The sequence below is a fragment of the Nonomuraea gerenzanensis genome (assembly GCF_020215645.1).
In the GTDB taxonomy this organism is placed as follows: domain Bacteria; phylum Actinomycetota; class Actinomycetes; order Streptosporangiales; family Streptosporangiaceae; genus Nonomuraea; species Nonomuraea gerenzanensis.
The window spans coordinates 7,518,057-7,540,001 of record NZ_CP084058.1; the positions used below are offsets into that span (position 1 = coordinate 7,518,057).

The window sequence follows — 21,945 nt, forward strand, 5'->3', positions numbered from 1 at the left end:
TCATCACCCGTCGAGGATGACTTGGCGGCGCGCGGGTGGCGTGCCGCGGCGGACCAGCTCCGTGAGCACCGCGATGATGCCGCAGGCGCCGGCGCTCGCGCCGATGATCAACGGCCAGAACGGCAGGTCCAGCGGGGCGGTGGCGAACAGCCGGTTGAACACGGGCACGTAGACCAGGGCCGGCTGGAGCGCGACCATGGCCAGCAGCGCGACGACGGCCCGCCGGTCGTACGGGCCGGCGCGCACGCCGCCGGGGGTGAGGAAGAGCGCGGCCGAGGAGCGGGCGAGCACCACCAGGCTGGTGGACGTCAGCGCCACCGTCTGCGCCTCGGCGGGCCCGGCGTCCTGCGTCAGCGCCCAGGCGGACACGGCGCACGCCTGAACGGCCAGCACGGCCGCGACCAGGAGCGTCTCGACCATGCGGACGGGGGCCAGCGGCGGCCTGACCCGTCCCGGCAGCGGGCGGAACGCCGGCTCGCGCGTGCGCAGCTCGGCGTTGAGCGCGATCATCAGGCCCATCGTGGTGGCGAGGTACAGCCAGAGCAGGTGAACGGGCTCGACCGGCGGGTCCAGGCCGAGCAGCACGGCGAGCACCAGGAGGAAGGCCAGCACGCGGGACACGAGCGCGCAGCCGGTGTAGCGCGCGGCGCTCTCCAGGGCGGCGCGGCCCTCGGCGATGCCCGCCGCCGCCGCCGCGAACGTGCCGCCGGGCAGGACCACGTCGGCGCCCTCGTCGCTGAGGCAGGTGCCGACCCCGACGTCGGCCTGCCCGCGCCCCGCTCCCGCCGCCTGGCCGTCGATCACGGCCACCACGTGGTGGTGGCTGCGCAGCACCTGCACCAGCCGGCGCTCCTCCTCGGGCCGCAGGCGTGCGAACACGGTGGCCCGGTCCAGCGACACCGGCCCGCCGAAGCGGTGGTCGGCCAGCTGCGCGCCGCTCAGCGCCTCTTGCGACAGCCCGACCCAGGCCGCGCTGGACCGGGCCGTGACGGCGTCGTCACCGGTGATGATCTTCACCCGCACCCCGGCGGCCTCGCAGCCCCGCACGGCCTCCAGCGCCCCGGTGAGCACCGGGTTGTGCATGGCCTGCAACCCCAGGAACGTCAGGGGCGGGAGGGAACGCTCCGTCAGCTCCGCCTGGCCTGGACCGGCCGGGGCGGAGGCGAAGGCCAGCACGCGCAGCCCGCGGCGGGTCAGCCACCGCGCGGTGTCCAGGATCTCGCGCCGGTCCAGCTCGCCGGCCTGGCCGTCGGCGCCGAGCCGGTCCGCGCACAGGTACAGGACGCGCTCGACGGCGCCCTTGGCGTACACCATCGCGGGTTCGTCGCCGACCGGCTCGTGCAGGGTCGCCATGAACAGCTGCTCCGGCGTGTGGGGCAGCGTGGCGACGCGCGGCGAGACCTTCTCCAGGCCCAGCTTGCAGGCGCTGGCCAGCAGCGCGCGCTCCGTGGGATCGCCCACGGCGGACGCGACGCCCTCCCGCTCCACGACTCGCGCGTCGTTGCAGCTCAGCCCGGCCTGGAGGCAGGCGTCCAGCGCCAGGTTCTCGCCCGGCCCCACCACCACCCCGGCCAGCGTGATCTCACCCTGGTCGCACCCGGCTCCCGTCACCTCGTAGCCGCGCCCGCCCGCGACCACCGTGGTGACGTAGGCCCGGTCCAGCGTGAGCAGGCCGGCCCTGCGGGTGCAGACGACCGTGGTCGCGCCCAGCTTCTCCACGGCGGCGGGCCGGCGCACCAGCGTCCGGCCGTGCGCCATGCGCACGGCCCCCGTGGCCAGCGCGGCCGCCACGATGGACGGCAGCTCCCAGGGCACGCACACGATCATGAGCACGGCGACGGCGGTACGCACGGCGGACGTCTCCAGCCCGAACACCGTCCCCGCGGCGATCAGGGCGCCCGCGGCCACCAGCATGACCAGCGCCGTCAGGAGCCGGAAGCGGGTGATCGCCCTGGTCAGCGGAGTGATCACGGGAGGCACCCCGAGGGGGGCGATCGTGGCCGCGACCCGCCTGTCCAGGGCCCAGATGTGCACGACCGCCATGGTGACGACGGTCAGCATCGCCGCGCCGGCCCACAGGTCCTCCGACCAGGCCGCGAGCAGGCCGGCGGCGATGACCACGTACACCGGTGGCGAGCACAGGGCCCGTTGCGCGCGTAGTCCCATCAGCAGGAAGGGGCCGGAGCCCGCTTCCCTGGACATTCTGAAGGCGAACATGACCCCCCTCCGGGACGTCCGTCCTGGCTCCCTCATGGTTGCCCAGGAAAGCGGCGCTGTGGAGCCCGCGCGCAGATCTTTTCCGCCACCTCGGTCTCTCCCTCAGGCGTCCTCACCCTTACTGCGGCGCTCAGTGCGGCACCGGCGCCGCCGTGACACCCCGGCCGGCCGGCTCCTGCCCGTCCGCGCCCGCCGGGACCTCCTCGCCCGGCGGCGCGCCACGCGCCAGGAGGGTGACGAGCACCTCGTACGCCACCAGCAGCAGGGCGACCACGAGCAGCGAGAACCACGACGACAGGATCAGCGCGACGACGGCCGCCACGACGATCCCGCCCACCCGCAGCACGTCGAGGTGGCGTCCGGTCCACGTCCGCAGCCGCACGTTCGTCCCGGCGGAACGCAGCGCCCCCCAGCCGTCGCGCAGGCCCTTCGCCCCGTTGCGCCGCAGCCAGACCGGGACGCGGCCCGGCCCCGCCAGGTAACACGCAACCGCGATCACGATGCCCGCCCACAGCAGCCAGGTCCCCCAGGTACGCAGCTCGGTGAAGATGTCGTGGACCGCCACGGACACCCCCTGCCGGTAGACGCCGTCGGGCACGAGGCCGAGGAGCTGGTCGCGCACCGCCCGCAGCCCGCTGGTCAGGACCACCGCGGAGATGGACAGCCACAGCCCCCACTGCAGCAGCGTGCGCCGGCGGTACGGGGAGATCCACAGGGCCAGGCCGAGGGCGAGCAGGGAGCCGGCGATCAGCAGCACCACCGTGCGCTTGAAGGTCAGCATCGCCTCCTGCAGCTGTCCCAGCATCGGCCGGTCGTACATGGTGATCTGCGCGAAGTCCGCGGGCAGGGTCACGCCGACGGCGGTCTGGATGCGCTCGCGCAGACCGGGCGGGATGGCCCCGGAGGTGAGGACAGGCAGGTCGAGTCGCTTGCCGAAGATGGTCGGCAGCCGCTGCTCGATGGTGATCAGGAGGTTGTTCACCACGGGCAGCAGGTTGAGCGTCACCGTGCTGCCCGACACGGAGACCGTCTGGCTGCGGCCCTCCAGGATGGCCAGGATCTGCGCGTGCGCGAACCGGTTGGCGTTGGTCCACAACTCGCGGAACTGCTCGGTGCCCATGAACCTGGTCACCAGGTCCTTGGTGTAGCCGTGGACGGCGCCGGTCACCGGGCCCGCCAGGAACGTCGCCCGCGGCGGCAGCACCTCCGCGAGCCGCTGCTCCACGTTCAGCGCGGTGAAGACCTGGTCGGTGAGGTAGGTCGCCATCGCGTTGGTCACCTCGGGGTGCTCCGGCAGGCTCTGCACCGTCGCCACCCAGCGCTCGGTGTCCAGCGTGGTGCGCGCTCCCCACAGGCCGATGGCCGAGCACACCACGCCGAACCCCGCCACGGCGACCAGGACGGCGGCGATGATCCGGCGGGCGAGGTGCGCGCGCCGGTGCCGCCGCGTGCGGTCCTCCAGCCGGCCGCGCAGCTCGGCCACCTCGGCACGCAGGCGCTCCAGCTCGTCGGTCTCCGGCGGCTCGCTCACCTGGGCGGGAGGACCCGAGGGTGGCGCAGCGGAGTCGAGGTGTGCTTCTTCGCCGGGCATCGCGACCTCCCCAACCGGTGTACAGGGCCTGGGCAGGATGCTGACCGCGTTGAGGCCGCCCGCCTTCACATCTTCCGGGTGACCCCCGCGCGGTCACAGGAGCCTGAGATGGCGGACGAGCTGGACCGCCTCCGCGCGGGAGGTGACCCCGAGCTTGCGGTAGATGGATCGGGTGTGGGTCTTGACGGTGTTGGGTGAGACGAAGAGCTGCAGGCCGATCTCGCGGATGGACAGGTTCTCCAGCAGCAGCCGCAGGACGGCCTGCTCGCGGACGGTCAGGAGGTCGGTCAGCGCGGTGCCCTGGGCGGGGTCGGCGGGCAGCAGGCGGGTGAGCCGGGCGTGGATGTGCGCGAGCCTGGTGCGCAGGTGCTCGCCGCTGTCCTGCTCGGTGGCGAGCAGGTGCCTGGCCTGTACGAGGTAGGCGCTGGCGGTCCCCCGGTCCCCGGCGTCCAGGCAGGTCTCCGCGAGTGCGGTGAGCAGGTTCAGCGTGGGCCAGCCCGAAAGCCCGACCGCGCCGGCGCGCAGCGCGAGCGCGCGTTCCAGCAGCGGCCTGGCCTCCGCGTGCCGCTCCTCGCGGGCCAGCACGGTGCCCAGCGCCGAGGCGGGCAGGGCCGCGTACGGCGAGCCGCTGTACTCGTTGGTCTCGGCCAGCCCGTACGCCGCCCTGGCCGGCTCGCCCGCCTCCGCGACCCGCCCGAGGTCGCAGAGCGCGAGCGCCAGCACGGACAGGGACAGGATCCGGAACGGCGGCCAGCCCGCGCCGCTCTGCGCCGCCTCCGCCGCGAACTCCAGCGCCCCCTTGCTGTCCCCCATCAGATACAGCCCGTACGCCAGCCCCGCCCGGGAGGGGGCGTACCACCGCGACGTCGGGTCCACCTCCAGCTCGCAGGCGATCCAGCCGGACTCCACCATCGCGGGCACGCCGTCGTACCCGAACAGCGCCCCCATCAGGTTGACCGCGAAGCGCAGCGAGGGGGACCCGTCCGGCAGCGCCCCCCGGTGCGGCAGCGCCGCGGCGATGCGGAGCCAGTGCCGGGTCGCCGCGCGGTCGCCGGACAGGGCGGCCAGCCAGGCGGCGCAGACCGCCGTGACGGGATCGCCGTCGCGGCGGGCGGCGGCCGTCGCGTCCAGCCAGCTCTGGACGAGGTCGAGCCGTCCCGTGCTGATGTACTCCATCCAGTTGGCCTCGAACAGGCGGCCGACGCGCCCCTCCGCGCCGCTCTCGCGGGCGTGCTCCGTCGCCTCCATGATCAGGCCGTGGGCGGCGTACCAGTCGCTGGCGCGCAGGTGCAGCTGCGCGACCGCGTCCTGCTCGGTGTCGGACAGGTCGGCGCGCAGCGTCTGGCGGAACATGTGGTGCAGGCGGTACCAGCGGCGATGCTCGTCGAGGGGCACGAGGAACAGGTTCGCCCGCTCCATGACCTGCAGCAGCGTCACGGCGTTCGGGGTGCCGGCCACCGCGTCGCACAGGGGCGCCGTGAACCGGTCGAGGACGGAGATCCGGCACAGGAAGCGCAGCAGCTCGGGCGCGACCGTGCCCAGCACCTCCTCGTGCAGGTAGTCGGCGATCATGCGGTGAGTACCGCCGAACTCGGCCACGAACGCGGTGGGATCGGCCGAGATCCGCAACGACAGCGCCGCCAGGTGCAGCGCGATCGTCCACCCTTCGGTGGCGTCGAGCAGGCGGTCCAGGTCCGTGTCACGCAGCAGCATGCCGGACAGCCGGCGGATCAGCGTGGCCGCCTCCTCGCGCGTCCAGGCCAGATCGGCCATGCGCAGCTCCAGCAGGTCACCGGCCACGCGGTACTGCTGCAGCGGCAGCACCGGCTCGGCACGGGTGACGAGCACGAGCTGCGTGGTCGGCGGCAGGTGGTCGATGAAGACCTCCAGCAGGCGCAGGCACTCCGGGTCCTCCAGCGTGTGCAGGTCGTCCAGCACCAGCACCACGGGGTGCTCCAGCGCGGCCAGGGCGCTGAGCAGGTACGGCAGGGGCGGCCCCCGGTGCTGGGCGGGCAGGTCCGCCATGCCGGGCAGCGCCGTGCGCGCGGCGTTCGTCAGCGCGTCCCACAGGGCGTCCCCTGCGTTGAGCCGGCGGTCGGCCGTCACCCAGGCGGCGGTCCGGTCGGGATCCGCCGCCAGCCACTGGGCGACGAGGGCGGACTTCCCGGATCCCGCGGGCGCGGACACCAGGACGAGCCGCCGGCCGCGCGCGCCGTCCAGCTTCCGCAGCAGAGCGGGTCGTCGCGTCCATTCGGGGTGTACTGCAGGCACCACGCTCCGCACATCCGCGGAGAGCCCGACCAGCGCGGGAAGAGGGCGGGTACCGGTGGAGGTGATCGCCTCTCGTGCCTTCTCGCGGAACCACCTGCGCATTCGATGCTCCGGTTGCGGTGTCCTTGTTCGGAGTTTCTGCCGTGATCTATAAACAGTCAACCATCACAACTCACCCACAAATCGGGCAGACACTTTCACCTTTCCGGCCTCAGACGAGTGAGAGGTGTTTGGCCCGGCGGACCGCCTCGGCGCGGCGGGTGACCGCGAGCTTGCGGTAGATGCTCTTCAGGTGCGTCTTGACGGTGTTGACCGACACGTACATCTGCGCGGCGATCTCCTCGGTCGTCATCACCTTGCTCAGGTGCTGCAGCACGTCCAGCTCGCGGGCGCTGAGCCGGCCGTACAGGGTGGCGTCCAGCCGCTCCTCGCCGCTCTCCGGTGTGAGGCGCAGCCGCGCCAGGAACCGCAGGTACGGCCTGACCAGGTACGGGTCGTGCCGCAGCAGCGGCTGCAACCAGGGCTTCGAGCGGGCGAACGGCATCAGCGCCTGCTCGCGGTCACCGAGCCGCAACGCCCGATCGAGCATCCGGCGGCCACGGGAGGGATCGCCGCCCTGGTAGGCCAGCCGGGCGTCCAGCAGCAGGGCGTCCAGGCGGACGTCCACGGGCACCAGGCCCGGCTCCGCCAGCACCGCGTGCACCGCCCGCACGGCCTCCTCCGGCCGTCCCGCGCTCAGCGCGGCGAGCGCGAGGGCCAGGGGCTTGCGCAGGTCGTCGGCGTCCCCGGCGCGTTCCGCGCACGCCCGCGCCTCGGCGGTCTCGCCCAGCAGCGCGTGCGCCTCCGACTGGAGGAGCAGCAGGCGCCGCCGCAGCCACTGCGGCCCCTGGGTGACCTGGCGCGTCTCCTCCAGAGCCTGGCGGGGCAGGCCCTCCAGCAGCTTGGCCTGGGCGCCGACCAGCGCGTGCAGCCCGGCCATGACCGCGTCGGGGCACTGCCGGACGGCCGCGTGGGCCCTGGCCAGCTCCTGCTTGGCGCGGGCCGGCTCCACCTTCTGGAGCGCGACCCACGCCGAGGCGAGATGCGATGCGGCCCCCCGGCGGCCCGCCGGGCCGGCCTCGGGCAGCTGCTCCGCCTGAGCCGCCAGCTCGCAGGCCCGCGCCGGGCGTCCGCGCAGCCCCTCGGCCAGCGCGAGCTGCCCCAGGCACTGCCGGTACAGGCACTCTCCCCCGGCCCGCGTGGCCGGCTCGATGGCCGCGCGCAGGGCCGCCACGGCCTCGTGCAGCCGCCCCTGCCGCAGCTCCAGCGACCCGCGCGCGGCCAGGACCAGGGCCTCCACCTCCGGATGCTGGTCGAGGGAGTGCGCCGGCGTCTCCTGCAGCAGGCCCTCCACCTCGGTGAGGTTGCGGGACAGGTCCGGGTCGCGCGGCTGCGGGTCCGCCAGCCGTACCAGCCCGATGGCCAGCCGCAGGGCCGGGGACGCGGCGGCCGGGGAGCGGCCGATCAGTGCCGACGCCGTGTCCAGGGCGGCGGCGCAGGTCTCCTCGTCACCGCCGGCCCTGGCCATGGCCGCCGTGACCACGGCCTGCTCGGGAGCCCCTTCCGGCTGCGGCGCGCATTCCGGCATCGCCCGCAGGCTCTCGCCGAGCACGTGGTCGGGCCGCAGGCCGAGCAGCCGGCCGATCTCCAGGTGGTCGACGACGAGCCTGGCGGCGTAGGGCCAGGCTCCGGCGCGGGCGGCGTGCCACACCGCGTCGTGCACGTCGCCGGTGCGCGCGAACCAGGAGGCCGCGCGCAGGTCCAGCTCGGCGAGGTGGCCCGGCGCCTCGTGCCGCAGGATCAGGCGCAGCGCGTCGGCGAACATCGGGTGGAAGCGGTACCAGCCCTGGTCCAGGCGCATGGCGAAGGCGTTGTCGCGGACCATCGCGGCGAACGCCCGGCCCGCCACCGGCCCGGCCAGCTCGGTGGCCAGCTCCGCGTTGATCCGCTCGGGAACGCTGGTGGCCAGCAGCAGGCGGCGCCGGTCCTCGGGCTCGGCGTCCAGGACCTCCTCCATCAGATAGGCGACGACGGAGTTGTCGTCCCCGGCGAAGTGCGCGACGAACTCGTCAGGGGCGGGATGCCCCTCCAGCGAGATCGCGGCCAGGCGCAGCCCGGCGGCCCAGCCTTCGGTCCTGGCCAGCAGCGTCCGCAGGGACGCCTGCGACAGGCTCACCTTGTGCTGCGCCAGGAGCTGCTCGGTCTCCCGCTCGGAGAAGGCGAGCTGCTCGACCCCGACCTCGGTGAGCTCCTGGGCCAGGTGGTAGCGGCGCATCGGCAGCGGCGGGTCCTGCCGCGCCGTCACGACGAGCCGCAGCCAGGCGTGCGTGTCGCGCAGCAGCCGGCCGAGGTCCCGGTTCACCTCGCAGTCGGCGGGCAGGGACAGGTCGTCCAGCACCAGGACCACGGGCTGAGCCCGCTCGGTGAGGTGCAGGGCCAGGGCGGCGACCGGGTCGCCGTCACCGCTCACCGCCACGCCCGCCCGCCGGAAGGCCGACAGGACCATGGGCCAGAAGACCTCAGGTCGCTCGGCCCCCCGCTGCAGGGTGACCCAGGCGATGGGGCCCGGGGCGGCACCGCACGTGGCCCACGAGATCGCCGCCATCGTCTTGCCGGTGCCCGGAGGTCCGGTCACCACGGTGAGAGGACCCTGGACGCCTCGGCGAAGGCGGTCCACGATCCTGCGACGAACGATCAGCCACGGTGGTGGCTGTGGAATGACCACCTTGTACGGCAGAACATCCGCATCCGACTTGATCCGCGCCATGGAGCTCACCCCTGCCCGAAAGGGATCAGCTTGCGTCTGGACATTAGGCGCGTTTCAGGCATTTCTTGGATACCCCGGCGGCGAATTCACCCGGGTGAGCCCGCGCGGGCGGGCTCACCCGGGTGAGGCCGGGCTCTACCCGGCCGCGACGACTCCCTGGGCCTCAGGCGATAGGGAACGCCGATCAGCCCGCCTGCCCCTTGGGCGCCGGAGCAGGGCCGTTGTGGTGGTGGCGGCGCCGGGCCAGATTGACGACGACGGCGGCAGCCGTCACCGCACCCGCTCCTGCGGCGACCAGGAGGCCGCGCCGGCTCTTCTTCTTCTGTCTCCTCATGGGGGCATCATCCGGGGCCATCCCCACCCGCCCATCACCCACGCAGGGTGATGCGCGCACCCGCGCGCGTGGCCAGGCTCTGCGGAGAGGACATCGGAGATTCGGGGGTCGCTGTCCGGCGGACGCCGCCGCACCGTTCATCGTTAGCCACCGTTTGCCGGGAGCCGGGATATGACCACCAGCATGAGACAGACGAGCCACTCGCGGCCGTCGGTGCGGTCCCGCCTGGAGGCGCCGGGCGTGGCCGGGTGGCTGTTCACCGGCCTCGCGCTGGGCGTCGTCGTCCTGCTGTTCGTGCTGCAGGTGCTGCGGCCGCTGCTGCTGCCACTGCTGCTGGCCGCGGCCATCGCCGTCGTCATCGCGCCGCTCGCCGACCGGCTGACCGCCCGGCGGATGCCGCGGCCCGCCGCGGCGGCGCTCTGCTGCCTGGCCGTCCTGGTGACGGCGGCCCTCTGCGGCGTCGTGCTGGTCGTCGGCCTGCGCGGCCAGCTCCAGTCGATCGGCGCCGCGCTGGACGTCGCCTGGGCCAGGGCCGAGCAGCTCGCCCGCGATCTCGGCATGGCGGCCGAGCAGGCCGGGGACCTGCGCCAGACCTTCTCCGAGGCGCTGCCGACCCTGGTCACCCAGCTGCTCAGCGGCCTGGCCGGCGGGGTGGCCGCCCTGGTCGAGCTGGTGGTCGGCCTCGCGCTGGGGCTGTACCTGGTGTTCTTCATGCTCAAGGACACCGGGCTGATGACGTCCGCGACCGTGCGGTTCCTGCCGGTGCCCGCCGACGTCGGGCGGGAGGCGGTCGTGCGGGCCGCCGGGATCATCCGCCGGTACTTCCTGGGCATGACGCTGATCGCCCTGATGAACACCGTGCTCATCGTCGGCGCCGCGCTGATCCTGGGGGTGCCCGCGCTGGGGGTGATCGCGCTGGCCACGTTCCTGGGGGCGTACATCCCGTACGCCGGCGCGTTCGTCTCCGGTGCGTTCACCGTGCTCATCGCGCTCGGCTCCGGTGGCGTGAGCACCGCGCTGTGGATGTTGCTCGTGGTGCTGCTGGCCAACGGCACCCTGCAGAACCTGCTCGCGCCGTTCGTGTTCGGCGCCGCGCTGCGCATCCATCCGATGGTCGTGCTGCTCGTCACCGTTCTGGCGGGGATCCTGGCGGGGCTGGCCGGCGTGATGCTGGCCGTACCGGTGACGGCGCTGGCGCTCGACCTGGCGCGCCTCATCAAGAAGCACGACCTGCGAGAACGCGACGACCACCACCGGCTTGACGACCAGCGGCACGACGACCAGCGGCACGGCGACCAGCGGCACGGCGACCAGCGGCAGGACGAGCCGGTCACCCCTGAGGGGAGGACGCGATGACGGAGCGCGTGGGTGAGGCCCGGACGGCCGGGCCGGGAGACGGCGGCGCCGCCTCGGCGGGGCCACAGGCCGGCCCGGAAACGGTGGACGGCGGCGAGGAGCGCCCCTCGATGCCGCGCATCGTGCTGGCCGGCACCGTGAACGCCGGCCAGCGCCTGCACCTGCTGCCCGACCCCACGCCACCCGCCGTGAACGTGACCGTCGGCCTGCTCGCCCAGGGCGCGCAGGCCGGCGAACGGCTGATCGGCCAGTGCTCGGAGGGCGTGCGCAAGGTGGCGGGCCTGCCGGCACCCTGGCTGCGCCAGGTGATCGCCACCGCCGCCGAACGCGGCGAGGACGCCATCATGGGCAGCAGCCGGCAGACCGCCGCCTGGCTGCGCGAGAAGGTCGGCGAGTCGGCCACCAGATCGCCCCGCTCGCTGCTGGGCGGCCTCGTGACCCGGGCGGTCCGCCAGGCGGCCGAGACGCTCTCGCCCACGGTCATCGACGCGGTGCTGCCGCACATCCGCGAGCAGGCGGTGCCCGCCCTCGTCGGCGACCTGGTGGCGGACCAGCGGCTGCGCGCCATGGTGGCCGCGCAGGGGCGCAGCGTCATGGCCTCGATGGCCGACGAGCTGCAGGCCAAGATCGCCGGCGCGGACGACCGGGCCGAGGCCGCCTTCCAGCGGCTGCGCCGCGGCGGGCCGGCGACGTGAGGGAAGGCGACATAAGAACGGCGGCACGAGGACGACGGCACGAGGACGGCGGCGCAAGGGATGGCGTGAAGGATGACGACGTTAAGGGATGACGACGTTGAGGACGGCGACGTTGAGGACGGCGACGTCGAGGATGGCGACGTAAGGGACGGCGACGTAAGGATGGCATCGCCCTGTTATGCCGGGATCGTGTCACGCATGGTGGCCGTGCTGATCGACGCCGCGGCCCTCACGGTCGTGACCCCGATCGCCGTGCTCGGCCCGCCGATGATGTGGCAGTCCCTGGCGGGCACGCCGCCCTCGTGGTTCACCTCCGGCTTCCAGATCGCGGGGGCGACACTGCCCCTGGTCTACTTCTCGCTCGCCTGGTGGGCGACCGGGCAGACGCTCGGCGGGCTCGTCCTGGCGATCATGGTCAGGCGCGCGGACGGGAGCCGGGTGGGCCTGCTCCGGGCGGCGCTGCGGGCCGGCCTCGGCCTGCTGTTCGCCCCCGTCTGGTTCGTCGGTATGGTGCTGGTGCTGGTGCAGGCACACCGCAGGGCGATGCACGACCTGGTGTTCGGCACCGTCGTGGTACGCAAACCGGCCCGGTGACCAGTGGGTCACCGGTGCCGTGGATCGGCAGCGCTTACGCTCTCCTCCAGCCTTTCTCAGCGCGTCATAGTAGAACGGAATCCTACGTTCCCTTACACTGGCAGCATGAGCAGCGCACCCATGAGCGGCCGCAAGGCACAGGCCGCACGCAACGACGAGCTGATCCTCCAAGCGGCGCGGGCGGTCTTCACCGCCGAGCCCGGCGCCCCCATCGCGGCCGTGGCCGAGAAGGCGGGCGTCGGGATCAGCGCGCTCTACCGCCGCTACCCCAGCAAGGAGGCGCTGCTGCAGAAGCTGTGCGGTGACGGGCTGCGCCTCTACATCGAGGTCAGCGAGCGATCACTGGCCCACGAGGGCGATGCGTGGGAGGCGTTCGCCGAATATCTGCGCGGCATTGTGGACGCCGACTCCAGCTCGCTGACGATCAAGCTGGCGGGCACGTTCACCCCGACCGAGGAGCTGGGTGGGCTGGCGGCCAGGGCCTCGGCCCTGGCCATCGAGGTCTACGACCGGGCGGTGGCGGCGGGCGTGCTGCGGCCGGACGTGACGCCGGCCGACATCGCGCTGCTGTTCGAGCAGCTCGCCTCGATCAAGCTGGGCGACGAGGAACGCGTCGCCCAGCTCCGCCACCGCTACCTGACACTCATGATGGACGCCCTGCGCGTCCCCCCGGCCCGCCGTGACCTGCCCGGCCCCGAGCCACGGGACGAGGAGCTGGCCGCCCGCTGGCGGCCACGCGGCTAGTCCTCGCCGCCCGTCCAGTGGAACAGGTACGACATCACGAAGCCGAGCAGCCCGGTCACCCCGGCCGAGACGGTCATCGCCATGCCGAGTGCGGACACCGCGCCGGAGACCAGGCCGGGGCTGCCGGCGACGAGGCCGGCCGCCTGCACCAGCACGACGACGACGCCGAGCGCGAGGAACAGCACGAGGCCGATCTTGAACAGGACCATGATGAGGCTCTTCATGACGGGGGCTCCTCTCAGATCGGCAGCACGCCGGTCGCGACCAGCACGCCGAGGACCAGGGTCGGGATGACGAACCAGATGATCAGCCGCCCGAACGTCCTGGCCGGGTCCACCTGGGCGATGCCGCTGGCGATGTAGATGGGGGCCGCTCCCGGCGGGGACGCGCCCTCGGTGGAGGCGAAGATCATGATGGCGGTGGCCGCCGCCGCCGGGGCGACCCCGGCCGCGGTCAGCGCGCTGAAGGCCACCCCGCCGACGGCGGCGATCGTGGCGGTGCCGGTCAGCGGCGCGGCGATGATCACCAGCAGCAGGCCGACGATGGTGGCGATGACGACGGCGGGCGCGTCCAGCCCCTGGAGGATGGCGGTGAGCTGGTCCACCAGGCCCAGCTCGCCCAGGCTGGCCGCGGCGGCGAAGGCGAAGAACAACGTCGCGCCGATGACGGCGTACCTGGGTGCCATGTCGCCGAGCAGCTCGCTCCAGGCGCGGCCGGTGCGCGGCAGCCGCTTCCACGCCACGGCGAACGTGGCCAGCACGGTCAGCACGGGGATCCACACGATGATGCTGATGTCGCCGGCCGCCTCGCCGACCCGCGACTCCATCAGCGCGACGCCGAAGTCCAGCGTCATCAGCACCGGCACCAGGATGCCCGCGTACACCAGCAGCGACGTCCACCCGGCCCGCAGCGCGGCGCGCAGCGGCACGAGGTCGGCCGCGTCGGTGGCCGCGATGTCGTGCCGGCGCACCCAGAGGAAGACCACCACGAACCGGTAGGCCACCGTCCACAACCCGCCGATGAGCGCGGGCACGAAGAGCTGGTCGGCGGTCAGCACGGGCGCCACGGCGGCCGAGCCCAGCAGCAGGAACATCGACGAGCTGGGCGGGATCGAGATGCCCAGCCCGGCGTTGCCGGCCACCAGCGAGGCGGCCAGGTCGGGGCGCCAGTTCGACCGGATCATCCACGGGATGGTGACGGAGCCGACGGACGCGGAGATGCCGGAGCCCGACCCGGAGGGGCCGCCGAGCAGCGCGGCGGCGGAGGTCGAGACGTATCCGGCGCCGCCGCGCAGCCTGCCGAAGATCGAGTTCAGTACGGTGACCTGCTCCTGGATGAGGCCCAGCTTCGTGAGCAGGTAGCCCATGAAGACGAAGGCCAGGGCGGCGAAGACGACCTCCTCGGCCATCGCGTCGGCGATACCCGCCCACGCCAGCTCGAAGAACCTGGTGCCACCGAAGAGGCACACGCCTGCGAAACCGATGAGCATCGCTTCACCGATATTGCGTTTCAGCACGCCGTTCCAGACGACGATGATGGCGATGTAGGCGATGAGCGCCCATACGGCGATTCCCATGGCGAATGACCTCCAATGGGGGGTTGTGCGGGGGTGGGCGGCCCGGGGGCCGGTGGTCAGGCGCCGGGGTCCGGCGGTGGTGGGGGCGGGTCGGCCAGGCGCCGGGCCAGCTCGACGGTGCGGCGGGCCCTGACGACGATCGGGGCGTCCACGAACCGGCCGTCGGGCAGCGCCACGGCGCCGATGCCCGCCTGCTCGGCCCGCTCCGCCGCGGCGACGATCTCGGCGGCCCTGGCGGTCTCCTCCTCCGTCGGCCGGAACGCCCGCCTGATGACGGGGATCTGGCGCGGATGGATCGCGGTCCTGCCGAACAGCCCGATCGCGCGGCCGGCCCGGCACGAGGCCAGCAGCCCGTCCTCGTCCTTGACGTCTGGATAGACGGACATGGGCACCGGCGGCAGCCCGGCCGCGGCGGCGGCGAGGACGACCTGGAGCCTGAGGTGGTTCATGGCCTGCTCGTCGGTGATGGCCAGCTCGGCGGCCAGATCCTGCTCGCCGAGCGCCACCCCCGCCACGCGCGGGTGCGCGGCGATCCGCCCCGCCGCGAGGATCCCGGCCGCCGACTCCAGCAGCGCGTACGCGGGCGCGCCGGTGAGCGCGTCCAGCACGGCCACCGACTCGACCTTCGGCAGCCGTACGGCGTCGGCCAGGTCCCCGACGGCGGCCAGGTCGTCGCGCCCGCGATGGGTGGCCGGGTCGTTGACCCGCACGTGCACCTGGACACCACCGGTGTCCCCGCGCTCGCGCAGGTAGGCGACCGCGTGCTGCCTGGCCGCGTCCTTCCTGGCGGGCGCGACCGCGTCCTCCAGGTCGATGATGATCACGTCGGCGCCGGACGCGGCGGCCTTGCCGAACCGCTCGGGCCGGTCCCCCGGCACGTACAACCAGGTCACGGGAGGCGGGGTCACGGGAGGCGGGGTCACGGGAGGTCGCGCGGTCACGCGATCACCCCGTCCGCGCGCAGGGCGGCGATCCGCTCGGCGGGATAGTCCAGCTCGCCGAGCACCTCGTCGGTGTCGCTGCCGAGCGTCCGCCCGGTCCACCGGATCCCGCCCGGCGTGCCGGACATGCGGAACATGACGTTCTGCATGGTGAGCGTGCCGAACTCGTCGTCGGGCACCTCCACGAAGGTGTTCAGCGCCGCGTACTGCGGGTCCTCGGCCAGGTCGGTGACGTCGTAGATGGGCGCGACCGCGGCCTGCACCTCCTCGAACCTGGCGATGACCTCGGCGGCGTCGCGCTCGGCGATCCAGGAGGCGACCGCCTCGTCCAGCTCGTCCACGTGCTGCACCCGGCCGTGCCCGCTGGCGAACCACGGCTGCTCCACCAGGTCGGGCCGCCCGACGAGGGTGACCACGCGCTCGGCGATGGGCTGCGCGCTGGTGGAGATGGCCAGCCAGCGGCCGTCGCGGGTGCGGTAGGTGTTGCGCGGCGCGTTGCTGCTGGAGCGGTTGCCGGTGCGCCGCTGCACGACGCCGAGCGCCTTGTAGATGCTCATCTGCGGCCCCAGCAGGCCCAGGATCGGCTCGATGATCGCCATGTCGATGACCTGCCCGCGCCCGGTCTGCTCACGGGCGTGCAGGGCGACCATGACGGCGTACGACATGGCCAGGCCCGCGATGCCGTCGGCCAGGGCGAGCGGCGGCAGCGTGGGCGGCCCGTCGGGCTCCCCCGTCATGGCCGCGAAGCCGCTCATGGCCTCGGCCAGCGTGCCGAACCCGGGCCGCTTGGCCATCGGCCCGAACTGCCCGAACCCGGTCATCCGGCCCACGATCAGGCGCGGGTTGAGCTCCAGGAGGTCCTGCGGGTCGAGGTTCCAGCGTTCGAGGGTGCCCGGGCGGAAGTTCTCGATCAGCACGTCGGACCGCTCGGCCAGGCGGCGCAGGATCTCCTGCCCCTCGGCCCGCGACAGGTCCACGGCGGCGGCGCGCTTGTTGCGCGACAGCGTCTTCCACCACAACCCGGCGGCGCCGTGCCCGCGCGAGGGGTCGCCCCGGTGCGGGTGCTCGATCTTGATCACGTCGGCGCCGAAGTCGCCCAGCATCATGGCGGCGGAGGGACCGGCGAACAGCGTCGCCGCGTCGATGACCCGCAGGTCAGCGAGGCTCGTCATGAGTATGTAACTTATAAGAAATATGTCATAGGTCAAGAGTGCGACCGTTCTGCGAGACACTTGAGGACATGTCACCCACCGAGCCCCGGCCGCCCATGAGCAAGGCCGACTACGTCTACAGCGTGCTGCTGGAGGAGATCCGCACCGGCCGGATCCCCGGGGGCACGCCGTTGCGGGCCGGGGAGGTGGCCAAGCGCCTCGGGGTGTCGGTCACGCCCGTCCGCGAGGCGCTGCGCCGGCTGGAGAAGGACCGGCTGATCAGCTACGAGGCCCACCACGGCGCGACCGTGGTGGACCTGGGCGACGAGGCGCTGGCCGAGTATTACGGGGTGCGCGCGGTCGTCGAGGGCCTGGGGGCGCGGCTGGCCGCCGGCCGCATCACCGGGGCGGAGCTGGCCGAGCTGCGGGAGCTGCACGCCTCGATGGCCGACAACGCCGCGCGGGGCCACCACGACCGGCTCGGCGAGCAGAGCAGGCGCTTCCACCTGCGCATCGTCGACATCGGCGGGCCCGCCTTCCTGGGCGCGCACGCCAGGTCGGTGCGCAACAGCTTCCCCGTGCCCGCCGAGGCGTCACTGTGGCTGGACGAGACACAGGTCAAGGCACAGCTGGAGGCGCACGAGGCCATCCTGGCCGCGCTGGAGTCCGGCGACGCCGAGACCGCCGAGCGCATCATGATCGACCACGTGCGCCGCGCCGGCGAGTTCCGCCAGCACCACTGATCAGGGTCACTGGGCCAGCGTGGCGCGGATCCCGTCCAGCACGTCGGGGGTCGACTCCACGGGCTGCGCCGACAGCGACAGCCGCGCGAACGCCTGCTGGTGCTCCTCCACCCGCCGCCGGTCCTCCACCACGATCGGCGCGTGCAGCAGGTGCAGCACCAGCGCGTCCGGCCGGTGCTGCTCGGGGAAGCGCAGCAGGGTGAAGGGCGGCCCCTGGTAGAGGTACCCGCTCTCGCGAACGGGCCGCGCCACCTGCACGGCGAGGTGCGGCTGCTTGGCGGCCTTGGCGAGCGCGTCGAGCTGGGCCAGCCGGTCCTCCGGGCGGCCGAGCGGCGGGTCGATCAGCGCCGCCTGGTCGAGCACCGCCCACAGATGCGGGCCCTGGTGCCGGTCGAGCACCCGCTGCCGCACCGCGACCAGGTCGGCGGCGGTCGCGGCCCGCTCGTACGTGGCCCCGGCGGGCAACGCGGCCAGCGCGGCCGACAGGGCGTAGGCCGGGGCCTGCAGCAGCGCGGGCACCTGCAGCGGGCAGTAGGTGTAGATGATCTGTGCCTGGTCCTCCATCTCCAGGAACCCCGACAGCGCCAGCGGCACCCCCGGCGCGTCGTACCAGCCGGGCACCCGCTCCTCGCGCAGCAGCGACAGCAGCCGGCCCACGTGCTCGCCCTGGCCGTACAGCTGCAGGAGGGTGCGCACGGTGGCCTCGCGCGGCGCCACGAGCCCGTGCTCGATCCGGAAGATCGTGGAGGTGTTGAGCCCGGCGGCCTCCGCCGCGGACTTCATCGACAGCCTGGCCTCGGCGCGCAGGGAGCACAGCCGGGCCGCGACAACGCTTAACTGCATACGTCTGTCACAACCATCGATGACAAATATCAGCGTTTACACCTGGTCTATTGAAACCGAGTGACGGGTGTTGCACGATGGCCACTCTAGTGCTCTGACACCTCATGCATACGCCAATCGGAAAGGCAGAGAAACTGTGGCGGACGCGTGGATACTCCATCCCGACTACCGGACTCCTCCGGCCCCCACAGACCTCGGCCTCTCCCCGGGACCATGGCGGCACCCCGACGGCGGCCAGATCATGAACGGCACCTACGAGCGTCCCCTTCCCAAGCGCAGAGTCGAGGTCGTGACCGTCTGGTACGGCTACGCCCTCAGCCACTGGCGCGGCCCGCGCATGCCGCGCTTCAGCAGCCCGATGGTCTCGGCCTGGAACCCGGTGCTGGCACAGGGCCTGGCCGTCGACCCACATGCCCCGGCACCCTACCGCGACGAGCTGTGGTGCGACCGATGGATCGCTGAGGCCCTGCTGTACGGCCGCAAGCCGTACGGGGCGTTCACGCTGCCCCCCGACGAGGCGATGCGCTGGTTCGCCAAGAGCGGCGGCACGAACCTCGTCTACCACGCCCAGCTCGACGGCGACCACGTGCGGGTGGTGGCGGGCACGTCCGAGCGGTACGGGCAGCTCTTCGACCTCGACGCGCTGATCGCCGACTACCGCGAGGCGCTGCCGAGAGACCTCGCGGAGCGGGAGGCGCAGGCGCTGGACGCGCACCGGTCGTGCTCCCCCGCGCTGAACTACGTGCTCACGGAGAACGCCGAGGCGCTGTTCGCGCAGGCCGCCCTGTCGGTACGCGGCCTCACCCTCGGCTACCCGCCACGGGAGACGGCGGCCAGGATCGGCGCGGAAGCCGCCCCGTGATCGAGCCGGCGATCAAGGCCGTCCTGTTCGACCTCGACGGCACCCTGTTCGACCACCGTGCCGCCGCCGACGCCGGCATCACGGCGTGGGTGGCGGGCCGCTTCCCCGGCCATCCGCGCCTGGCGGAGGCGCCGGCGATCTGGGCGGAGCTGGAGGGGCCGTACCTGGCGATGTGGCAGGCGGGCCGGTGCACGGTGCAGGAGCAGCGGCGGCTGCGCCTGGCCGCGCTGTGCGCGGAGCTGTCCGTGCCCGTCCCCGGCGACCTGGACGTCGCCTACGCGATCTTCGCCGAGCTGTACCGGCGGCACTGGGTCGCCTATCCCGACGTGGCGGGGGCGGTGGCGGAGCTGGGCGGGTACCCGCTGGGTGTGCTGACCAACGGCACGCTGCCGATGCAGGAGGCCAAGGTCCGCGCGATCGGGCTGGCCGGGCTGGTCGGTCCCGTGCTGACGGGCGAGGTGCTGGGCGGGCACTTCAAGCCCGCCCCCGCCTGCTACACCGGGGCCGCCGCGGCGCTGGGGCTGGCGCCGGAGGAGGTGCTGCTGGTGGGCGACGACGTGGAGAACGACGTGACCGGTCCCGCCGTGACCGGGATGCGGTCGGTGTGGCTGGACCGGCACGCGGCCGGGCCGCCGCCCGCCGGGTTCCCCCGCATCACCTCGCTGGCGGAGCTGCCGCGGCTCCTCGGGCACTGATCACCATCACCACGAGCGCGGCCGGGACGAGGGCGGCGCCGGCGTACAGAGCTGGGACCGGCGCTGATGGCCAGTCCGCCGAGCCGGCCGCGCCGGCGCCGGACATCATCCAACGGGGCCGGGGTGACTCGACCGCGGGGCTTCCGGTGGTCGTCTACCGCGCGCCCCGCCGGCACGGTTATCTTCGAGGGGCGGCTCCCCCGCATCCCCGCCCGGAGGTGCACGATGGTGACGCTCGTCTCGGCCGTGCTCGTCCTCGGCGTGCTGGCCGTCGCCGGGTTCGTCCTGGTGGAGTGCCTGCTGCGGCGGCAGCTCCGGCAGCTCCGGCGCGGCCCCGTCGCTGAGAGCGTCAGCCCGTACGAGCTGGCCGTGCTGGCCAGGGGGCGCCACGCGCTGCCCGACACGGTGGTCACCGCGCTGGTCAGGCGCAACGCCGTCCGCGAAGCCCGGTCGGGCTTGTGCACCCTGGTCACCGGCGCCGCCGCCGACCATCCGGCCGAACACGTCGTGCTCGGCTTCCTGACCGCCAGGGCGGGCCGCGCCGCCCGGCACGAGATCGTGCGGGCGCCGGAGTGGGCGCCGGTGGAGAGGCGGATGCGGGCCGAGCTGCGGCGGCGCGGGCTGCTGCGTCCCCACTGGATGTCGTCGACGATCGTGCTGGGGGCGCTGACCGTGTTCCTGGTGCTGCTCACCAACATCGCCACCCTCACCGTCCTGCTGGACACCGCCGGCGACCTGCTGACGGGAGAGTCGGCCGCCGCCTGGGCCAGGCTCGGCCAGTGGTGGCCCGCGCTGCTCGTGCCGCCGCTGACCGTGGCGGGCGGGGTCGTGATCACGTGGATGCGGACGCCCGCCGACGACAGGACGCTGGTGGGCGAGGCTGTCTGCCGCGAGACGCTGGCCGCGCACCCGGACCACGACGGCAGCCTGGAGTCCTACGTGCTTCTGGGCGAGCCCTCGCCCGACCCCGTCCCCGCACGCCGCGGCCCGAGCGAAGAAGACGACGGCGACGCCGACGCCGGTGGCGACGGAGGAGACGGGTGCGGCTGCGGCGGCGGTGACGCCTGAATCCCCCACTCACGGCTCGTTTGTCAGGACATTCTTACCTCGGTTAAGCTGATCAGCATGACCGCGAACCTGGCCATCGACCTGGACCGGTCCAGCCCCGTGCCGCTCTACTTCCAGGTCGCCGAGCAGATCGCGGAGGCGATCCGCCGCGGCGACCTGGCCCCCGGCTCGCGGCTGGACAACGAGATCCTGCTGGCCGACAAGCTGGGCCTGTCGCGGCCCACGATCCGGCAGGCCATCCAGTACCTGGTCGACAAGGGCCTGCTGGTCCGCAAGCGCGGCGTCGGCACCCAGGTGGTGCACGGCCAGGTCAAGCGCTCGGTCGAGCTGACCAGCCTCTACGACGACCTGCGCCGCTCCGGCCAGGAGCCTGCCACCCAGGTGCTGGCCCTGGAGTCGCGCCCGGTCGACGAGGACGTCGCCCCCATCCTCGGCGTGGAGCCCGGCTCCCAGATCCTCTACCTGGAGCGCGTGCGCTTCGCGGCCGGCGAGCCGCTCGCCGTCCTGCACAACTGGCTGCCCCCTGGCCTGGCCCCGCTCACGGCCGCCGACCTCGAGGGCCGCGGCCTGTACGAGCTGCTGCGCGGCGCGGGCGTGCGCATGCGCGTCGCCAACCAGCGCATCGGCGCCAGGGCCGCCACCCAGGCCGAGGCCCGGCTACTGGCGGAGCGCCGGGGGGCGCCGCTGCTGACCATGGTGCGCACCACCTACGACGATCAGGGGCGGGCGGTGGAGCACGGCTCCCACGTCTACCGGGCCTCGCACTACTCGCTGGAGGTCACGCTCATCGAGCGCTGATGCCGCGGCCACGACGCCGCGGTCACCGGACGCCGCCGCTCAGGAGTCTCTCGGCGTCGGCCTGGGAGGCGATGCGGACGAACGTCAGATGCGCGTTCGCCGGATCGGCGGCGGCCCGGCGGTAGCGCTCCCGGTAGACGGCGTGCTGCGTCCACGCCCACCGGATGATCGACTCGTCCTTGGACAAGAGGAAGCGGAACGACTCCTTGTTGCCGTTCCACAGCTCGGCCCCGGTCGCCATCCGCCGCACCGTCCTCGGCAGCAGGCGGCGCATCACCGTACGCCTGGGCAGGTCGAACCAGACCACGGTGTCGGCCCGCGCCCACACCAGGTCCCGCGCGGCGGAGTAGTTGCCGTCCACCACCCAGCCGTCGGCGCGCGTGAACGTGTCGACCTCGGCCCGGAACTCCTCCTTGGGCCGTGGCGTCCAGCCCTCCATGTGGAAGACCGAGTCGAGTTCGAGCCAGGGCACGCCGAGCCGGGCCGCCAGACCGGCGGCCAGCGTGGACTTTCCCGAGCCTGAGTTCCCCACCACCGATACGCGTCGCACCGCGCCACTGTAGCCAGCCGCGGGTCCTTGTCCCACATTCCGGACGCGTTACTTTCTCTTTTCGTCACCCCCGCAACCCTTGGCAACACACCTCCCGGACACCTATGGTT

Annotated in this window: 20 protein-coding genes; 9 read left to right on the forward strand and 11 right to left on the reverse strand. The window is 73.3% G+C overall.

Annotated elements, in window-relative coordinates:
* Positions 1-3: 3 nt before the first annotated feature.
* From LCN96_RS34840 to LCN96_RS34860, 5 genes are all read right to left on the reverse strand, one after another.
* A complete protein-coding gene (locus LCN96_RS34840) occupies positions 4-2,217 on the reverse strand; it encodes a cation transporting ATPase C-terminal domain-containing protein (RefSeq protein WP_225266679.1) in 2,214 nt (737 codons plus the stop codon).
* Positions 2,218-2,347: 130 nt separating this feature from the next.
* Entirely contained in the window at positions 2,348-3,808 is a 1,461-nt protein-coding gene (locus LCN96_RS34845; protein ID WP_225266680.1) for a hypothetical protein, read from the reverse strand.
* Between the two features lie 93 nt (positions 3,809-3,901).
* A complete protein-coding gene (locus tag LCN96_RS34850; RefSeq protein WP_225266681.1) occupies positions 3,902-6,082 on the reverse strand; it encodes a LuxR C-terminal-related transcriptional regulator in 2,181 nt (726 codons plus the stop codon).
* A gap of 208 nt (positions 6,083-6,290) precedes the next feature.
* The gene (locus tag LCN96_RS34855) at positions 6,291-8,753 is read right to left on the reverse strand and encodes a helix-turn-helix transcriptional regulator (protein WP_225266682.1); all 2,463 of its coding nucleotides are present in this window, start codon (positions 8,751-8,753) and stop codon (positions 6,291-6,293) included.
* Between the two features lie 316 nt (positions 8,754-9,069).
* Positions 9,070-9,219 (reverse strand): hypothetical protein, encoded by a 150-nt coding sequence (locus tag LCN96_RS34860; RefSeq protein ID WP_225266683.1) that lies wholly within the window; start codon positions 9,217-9,219, stop codon positions 9,070-9,072.
* Between the two features lie 183 nt (positions 9,220-9,402).
* On the opposite strand from LCN96_RS34860, the gene LCN96_RS34865 reads away from it, so the two are divergent.
* From LCN96_RS34865 to LCN96_RS34880, 4 genes are all read left to right on the forward strand, one after another.
* Entirely contained in the window at positions 9,403-10,575 is a 1,173-nt protein-coding gene (locus LCN96_RS34865) for an AI-2E family transporter (protein WP_225266684.1), read from the forward strand.
* Positions 10,572-11,270, forward strand: a complete 699-nt coding sequence (locus LCN96_RS34870; protein WP_225266685.1) for a hypothetical protein — start codon at positions 10,572-10,574, stop codon at positions 11,268-11,270. The genes LCN96_RS34865 and LCN96_RS34870 overlap by 4 nt, the downstream gene beginning before the upstream one ends.
* 162 nt (positions 11,271-11,432) lie before the next feature.
* Positions 11,433-11,864 (forward strand): RDD family protein, encoded by a 432-nt coding sequence (locus tag LCN96_RS34875; RefSeq protein WP_225266686.1) that lies wholly within the window; start codon positions 11,433-11,435, stop codon positions 11,862-11,864.
* 105 nt (positions 11,865-11,969) lie between these two features.
* Positions 11,970-12,608 carry a TetR/AcrR family transcriptional regulator gene (locus LCN96_RS34880; RefSeq protein ID WP_225266687.1) on the forward strand — a complete coding sequence of 213 codons (639 nt, stop codon included), beginning with the start codon at positions 11,970-11,972 and terminating at the stop codon, positions 12,606-12,608.
* On the opposite strand, the gene LCN96_RS34885 is transcribed toward LCN96_RS34880, so the two are convergent.
* From LCN96_RS34885 to LCN96_RS34900, 4 genes are read right to left on the reverse strand one after another with little or no spacing between them, the layout of a single operon-like run.
* Positions 12,605-12,832 (reverse strand): hypothetical protein, encoded by a 228-nt coding sequence (locus LCN96_RS34885; protein WP_225266688.1) that lies wholly within the window; start codon positions 12,830-12,832, stop codon positions 12,605-12,607. The two genes, LCN96_RS34880 and LCN96_RS34885, sit on opposite strands and share 4 nt — an antisense overlap.
* Before the next feature lie 14 nt (positions 12,833-12,846).
* Entirely contained in the window at positions 12,847-14,184 is a 1,338-nt protein-coding gene (locus LCN96_RS34890) for a TRAP transporter large permease subunit (protein ID WP_225266689.1), read from the reverse strand.
* Positions 14,185-14,240: 56 nt separating this feature from the next.
* Complete coding sequence (locus LCN96_RS34895; RefSeq protein ID WP_225266690.1) at positions 14,241-15,077, reverse strand: HpcH/HpaI aldolase/citrate lyase family protein; 837 nt, start codon at positions 15,075-15,077, stop codon at positions 14,241-14,243.
* A 44-nt stretch (positions 15,078-15,121) separates the two neighbouring features.
* Entirely contained in the window at positions 15,122-16,297 is a 1,176-nt protein-coding gene (locus LCN96_RS34900; RefSeq protein WP_225266691.1) for a CaiB/BaiF CoA transferase family protein, read from the reverse strand.
* Between the two features lie 68 nt (positions 16,298-16,365).
* On the opposite strand from LCN96_RS34900, the gene LCN96_RS34905 reads away from it, so the two are divergent.
* Positions 16,366-17,019, forward strand: coding sequence for a GntR family transcriptional regulator (locus tag LCN96_RS34905; protein WP_225266692.1), 654 nt, complete (start codon positions 16,366-16,368; stop codon positions 17,017-17,019).
* A gap of 6 nt (positions 17,020-17,025) precedes the next feature.
* Here LCN96_RS34905 and LCN96_RS34910 read toward each other — a convergent pair whose 3' ends face one another.
* Positions 17,026-17,862, reverse strand: a complete 837-nt coding sequence (locus tag LCN96_RS34910) for a Scr1 family TA system antitoxin-like transcriptional regulator (RefSeq protein WP_225266693.1) — start codon at positions 17,860-17,862, stop codon at positions 17,026-17,028.
* A 241-nt stretch (positions 17,863-18,103) separates the two neighbouring features.
* Between LCN96_RS34910 and LCN96_RS34915 the strand changes: the two genes are divergently transcribed.
* From LCN96_RS34915 to LCN96_RS34930, 4 genes are all read left to right on the forward strand, one after another.
* The gene (locus tag LCN96_RS34915; RefSeq protein WP_225266694.1) at positions 18,104-18,724 is read left to right on the forward strand and encodes a hypothetical protein; all 621 of its coding nucleotides are present in this window, start codon (positions 18,104-18,106) and stop codon (positions 18,722-18,724) included.
* Positions 18,721-19,419: an HAD family hydrolase gene (locus LCN96_RS34920; protein ID WP_225266695.1), complete on the forward strand. Its 699-nt coding sequence runs from the start codon at positions 18,721-18,723 to the stop codon at positions 19,417-19,419. The genes LCN96_RS34915 and LCN96_RS34920 overlap by 4 nt, the downstream gene beginning before the upstream one ends.
* A 225-nt stretch (positions 19,420-19,644) precedes the next feature.
* Positions 19,645-20,487, forward strand: a complete 843-nt coding sequence (locus tag LCN96_RS34925; protein WP_225266696.1) for a TIGR04222 domain-containing membrane protein — start codon at positions 19,645-19,647, stop codon at positions 20,485-20,487.
* 57 nt (positions 20,488-20,544) lie between these two features.
* Positions 20,545-21,285 carry a GntR family transcriptional regulator gene (locus LCN96_RS34930; protein ID WP_225266697.1) on the forward strand — a complete coding sequence of 247 codons (741 nt, stop codon included), beginning with the start codon at positions 20,545-20,547 and terminating at the stop codon, positions 21,283-21,285.
* Positions 21,286-21,307: 22 nt separating this feature from the next.
* Here the strand turns inward: LCN96_RS34930 and LCN96_RS34935 are convergent, their stop codons facing one another.
* Positions 21,308-21,835: a P-loop NTPase family protein gene (locus LCN96_RS34935; RefSeq protein ID WP_225266698.1), complete on the reverse strand. Its 528-nt coding sequence runs from the start codon at positions 21,833-21,835 to the stop codon at positions 21,308-21,310.
* Positions 21,836-21,945: the final 110 nt, after the last annotated feature.

What these genes read in the sequence shown, in the direction of transcription:
- LCN96_RS34840 (WP_225266679.1), bottom strand. Translation starts at nt 2,217, where the DNA reads ATGTTCGCCTTCAGAATGTCCAGGGAAGCGGGCTCCGGCCCCTTCCTG.
- LCN96_RS34845 (WP_225266680.1), bottom strand. Translation starts at nt 3,808, where the DNA reads ATGCCCGGCGAAGAAGCACACCTCGACTCCGCTGCGCCACCCTCGGGT.
- LCN96_RS34860 (WP_225266683.1), bottom strand. Translation starts at nt 9,219, where the DNA reads ATGAGGAGACAGAAGAAGAAGAGCCGGCGCGGCCTCCTGGTCGCCGCA.
- LCN96_RS34865 (WP_225266684.1), top strand. Translation starts at nt 9,403, where the DNA reads ATGAGACAGACGAGCCACTCGCGGCCGTCGGTGCGGTCCCGCCTGGAG.
- LCN96_RS34870 (WP_225266685.1), top strand. Translation starts at nt 10,572, where the DNA reads ATGACGGAGCGCGTGGGTGAGGCCCGGACGGCCGGGCCGGGAGACGGC.
- LCN96_RS34875 (WP_225266686.1), top strand. Translation starts at nt 11,433, where the DNA reads ATGGCATCGCCCTGTTATGCCGGGATCGTGTCACGCATGGTGGCCGTG.
- LCN96_RS34880 (WP_225266687.1), top strand. Translation starts at nt 11,970, where the DNA reads ATGAGCAGCGCACCCATGAGCGGCCGCAAGGCACAGGCCGCACGCAAC.
- LCN96_RS34885 (WP_225266688.1), bottom strand. Translation starts at nt 12,832, where the DNA reads ATGAAGAGCCTCATCATGGTCCTGTTCAAGATCGGCCTCGTGCTGTTC.
- LCN96_RS34890 (WP_225266689.1), bottom strand. Translation starts at nt 14,184, where the DNA reads ATGGGAATCGCCGTATGGGCGCTCATCGCCTACATCGCCATCATCGTC.
- LCN96_RS34900 (WP_225266691.1), bottom strand. Translation starts at nt 16,297, where the DNA reads ATGACGAGCCTCGCTGACCTGCGGGTCATCGACGCGGCGACGCTGTTC.
- LCN96_RS34905 (WP_225266692.1), top strand. Translation starts at nt 16,366, where the DNA reads ATGTCACCCACCGAGCCCCGGCCGCCCATGAGCAAGGCCGACTACGTC.
- LCN96_RS34910 (WP_225266693.1), bottom strand. Translation starts at nt 17,862, where the DNA reads ATGCAGTTAAGCGTTGTCGCGGCCCGGCTGTGCTCCCTGCGCGCCGAG.
- LCN96_RS34915 (WP_225266694.1), top strand. Translation starts at nt 18,104, where the DNA reads ATGAACGGCACCTACGAGCGTCCCCTTCCCAAGCGCAGAGTCGAGGTC.
- LCN96_RS34925 (WP_225266696.1), top strand. Translation starts at nt 19,645, where the DNA reads ATGGTGACGCTCGTCTCGGCCGTGCTCGTCCTCGGCGTGCTGGCCGTC.
- LCN96_RS34930 (WP_225266697.1), top strand. Translation starts at nt 20,545, where the DNA reads ATGACCGCGAACCTGGCCATCGACCTGGACCGGTCCAGCCCCGTGCCG.